The organism is Streptomyces sp. NPDC054841, assembly GCF_053611045.1.
Genome location: NZ_JBSGZO010000671.1, coordinates 1 through 3650, shown reverse-complemented (window position 1 = coordinate 3650; position 3650 = coordinate 1). Strand labels below are relative to the sequence as shown.

General features: G+C 69.4%; 3 protein-coding genes. 1 reads left to right on the top strand and 2 read right to left on the bottom strand.

Going from position 1 to position 3650, the window contains the following annotated elements; translation table 11 throughout:
- Nucleotides 1-17: 17 nt before the first annotated feature.
- Entirely contained in the window at nt 18-1745 is a 1728-nt protein-coding gene (locus ACWGI8_RS41470; RefSeq protein WP_453668625.1) for a fibronectin type III domain-containing protein, read from the bottom strand.
- A gap of 201 nt (nt 1746-1946) precedes the next feature.
- The gene (locus ACWGI8_RS41465) at nt 1947-2960 is read right to left on the bottom strand and encodes a helix-turn-helix transcriptional regulator (RefSeq protein ID WP_453668624.1); all 1014 of its coding nucleotides are present in this window, start codon (nt 2958-2960) and stop codon (nt 1947-1949) included.
- A gap of 298 nt (nt 2961-3258) precedes the next feature.
- Between ACWGI8_RS41465 and ACWGI8_RS41460 the strand changes: the two genes are divergently transcribed.
- Complete coding sequence (locus tag ACWGI8_RS41460; RefSeq protein WP_453668623.1) at nt 3259-3579, top strand: (2Fe-2S)-binding protein; 321 nt, start codon at nt 3259-3261, stop codon at nt 3577-3579.
- Nucleotides 3580-3650: the final 71 nt, after the last annotated feature.

Sequence of the window (3650 nt, the reverse complement as noted above, 5' to 3'; positions counted from 1 at the left end):
GCTGTGTGCCGTCCGGCTCACTCCTCCGGCGCCGGCTCCCCGGGCTCGGTGGCGGTGACATAGCCGCCGGGGACGGTCTGCCAGGGCAGTGCGTTGCCGTACGTGTCGACGGCCACGACGAAGAACGCCCAGGTCTCGCCGTCCGGTACGGGCTGGTAGAGGAACTCCGAGGTGCCGGCGCCGAGGTACTCGGTCGTCACGACCTCCAGGACCGTGCCGTCCTCGTCCTCGTGGACGCGGGCGCGGCGCAGCTCGTAGCGCAGGAGGTCCGGCTCGGGGCTGTCGTTCCAGTCGACCTTGATGGCGCCGCCGTCGGTGAGGGCGGTGGTCAGGCCGGTGACGGCGGCCGGTGGGGCGGAGTCGCCGGGCCGGGTGAAGGTGACCTGGTTGGACCGGGGCGACTCCACGCCGTCGACGTTCACCTGGGTGATGACGTAGTGGTAGGTCGTGCCGCGCTTCAGGTCGCCCTCGTCGACGCAGGACCTGGTCAGGTGGTCCACCCGGCAGGTGGTGATCGGGGTGGCGCCGGCCGGGACGGGCGACCCGGTGGAGCGGTAGACGCGGATGTCCCTTCCGCTGTCCCCGGCGGGCACGGTCCAGCGCAGCTGTACGCCGTCCCAGGAGCCGTAGGGCTGAGCCGTCAGGGTGGGCGCGGAGGGCACCCGGTGGTCCCCGCGCCGGATCTCCTGAGTGGCGCTGCGGACGGACTCGTTGCCGTATCCGTCGAGGGCCTGGACCGCGTAGTGGTAGATGGTGTTGTCCTTGACCGCGGTGTCCGTGAAGGTGGGCGTCGGGCTGGTGCCGACCGCCTGCAGGGAGGACACGTCGGTGCCCCGGTAGACGCGGTAGGAGGTGGCGCGGTCGGATGCCGCCCAGCCGAGGGTGATGCCCTTGGCGGTGTCCGTGGCCGCCGGCCCCTCCGGTACGGCGGGGTCGGGCAGATCGGTGGTGACGGCGTACTTGGCGCCGCCCAGGGGCGATTCGTTGCCCGCCTTGTCGACGGCCGCGACGGCGTAGGAGTACAGCCGTCCGTTCGCCAGCGGCACGTCCGTGAACGAGGTGCCGGTCAGCAGGGCGGGCCCGCTGACGGTCTGCCAGCTGCAGGGCTCCGTGCAGCGCTTGACCCGGTATCCGGCGATGTCCATCTCGCGGTTGCGGGTCCAGGTGACGGTCGGCCGGTATGTCGTGGCCGAGTACGCGGTATTCCCGCCCGTCGGGGCGAGCGGCTTGACCTTGTCGGCCGCGGCGGTGGTGACCGGGTTGTACGCGAAGCCGATGTTGGCCGCGCCGGTCCAGGCGGCGAAGTCGACCTGGAGGGTGTGGCGGCCCTTGGGGACGGTGACGCCGACGGTCTTCGTCTGGGTGGTGCTGACGTTCTTCCAGGCGTCGATCCTGCGGACGCCGTCGACGTACACGCGGACTCCGTCCTGCGCGGCGGCGGTGAGGGTGAAGGGTCCGCCCGAGCCGAAGTCGCGGCTGGTGGTCCAGCGGACGGAGAAGTTGTCCTTGGGCAGGGTGGTGCCGGCGGGGGCGCCGGTGCCGTACTTCTCGTTGATGGACGTGTCGCACACGGTCCGCCTGGGCGTGCCGGTGAGGGTGGTGTTGGCGTAGTACGAGGCCTTCCACACGCCGTCCGCGCAGGTGACGGTGGCGGCGTGGGCGGTGGCCGGCAGGGCGAGTGCGGCGGAGGCTGCGCCGATGGCGGCGGCGGCCGTCGCGCAGGCAGCGCGGAGACGCTGAGGCATGAGTATCGGGAGGTCGCTCTCGGTCCGGTGGGAGCGTGGGGGCGGCACCAGGGGTGTGGGGGGAGCGCCGGGCGTGATGATCGCATGCCGGTGGGCCCGCTGTCAGCACCGATGGCGCAGGTCAGGGGAGGAGCTCTGCCGCCGGTCCGGGCCGGCCCGGCCGCCCCATCGGCTCCGGGGCGGCGGTGGGCTGATACATGGTCAGTGGTCCTGCTGCTCCAGGATTCCGGAGTGGTCCTGCTCCAGGATTCCGGACTGGGCGATGAGATAACCGAGTTGCGCACGCGAACCACTGCCGAGGGCGGAGGCGAGCTTGGCTATGTGGGCGCGGCAGGTACGGACGTTCATGCCGAGGCGGCGCGCGATCGCCTCGTCGACATGGCCTTCGATGAGCAGTTTGGCGATGGAGCGCTGGACGCCGCTGATGCCGTCCGGGACGGGGGCGTACGCGACGACTTCCTCCTCCCACGGTATGCCGTGCAACCAGAACTGGTCGAAGACGCCGACGAGGTACTGGACGAGGCCTTCGTGCCGTAGTTCGAGGGCGACACGGCGGTCGCTGCGCGCGGGTACGAAGGCAACTTTCCGGTCAACGATGATCAGCCGGTCGATGATCTCCTCGAGGGTGCGCACCTCGAGGCCGAACGGGGAGATCCGTTCCACGTAGGCCAGCGTCGAGGAGTGGTGGCGGGCCGTGTGCTGGTACAGGGTGCGCATCCGTATGCCACGGTCGAGCAGGGGCTCGACGCGGCGGAGGGCCTCCTGCAGGATGTGCGGTCGGCGACCGCTGCCCGGCTGCACCGTGAGCATCTCCTCGGTGCACTCGGACGTCACGCGGTCGAGCGTCGCGTTGATGAGTTCGAGGCCCTCCAGGACGGTGATCGCGCTGGTCGAGGGCGGATCCTGGGCGGTGATGGCCATGAATGGCTCAAACGTGTCGGCCAGCGCAATAGTGCGCTGCCGCCGCTGCTGGATCTCCCGCTCTATTGGGTGTATCAGCTGATTGAGCGCGATGGACGGAGCGACCGGCCGCAGCAGCTCCGGATCGTCCGGATCCGGGTGCAACAGTGCGAGATCGACGAGGCAGGGAGCGGCCCCGATCTCGGACCGGGTTATCCGTCCCGTGCGCAGAGCGGCCGCGTAGAGGTCCTTGCCGGCCGGGCAGAGTTCATCCGGACCATGCTGATGTCGGTGATCGCCCCTCTTTGACATCATTTGCACCCCCCTCAGGGTCCTGAATTACAGGAACATGATGCCTGCCTCCGCTGGTGGAAGCGTTCCGAGTGAGCCATCGTCTTAGGCGCGGGGGAGGAGGTAAGGACCAAAAGAGGTGGAGATCGGTCATGACCAGGATGGTTCGCGCACTTAGCGCTATAGCCGTTGCGGCTGCTCTCGGTGCTCTCGGTGCTCTGGGCAGCCCCGGGGAGCCCTCGTGGGACACTGCGCCGGCGCACAAGGTGATCGCGGCTCCAGGTGAGCCTTCATGGGACTTCGCTCCGGTTGGTACCGACGCATGAGCGTTCCCCCGGACGACCGTGTCTTCCGGCGTGAGATGGCGACCGCGTACCGATCCGGGTGGCACTTCATCGATCTCGTCACGGCTATCCCCCACCGTGGTGATTCGTTGATGGTCACTCTCTTCGGGGAGCCGATCGTCGTCGCCCGCGAGGACGACGAGGACGTCCGCGCCTACCGGTGCCTTCGCCGGCCCCGGGGAGCCCCACGACCCGTTCGCTGTGCCATCAGGTACGGAATGATCTTCGTCAACCTCGACCAGCGGGACCACCAGCTGGTCGAGCCAGAGACCACCACCGCCACCCCCCGCAGTGCCTGAGCGGTTCCCCCGTCGTTCAAGATCGCTCAGGCGCTTCCCCCACACAGCGGCGCCATCGTGGACCTGAAACA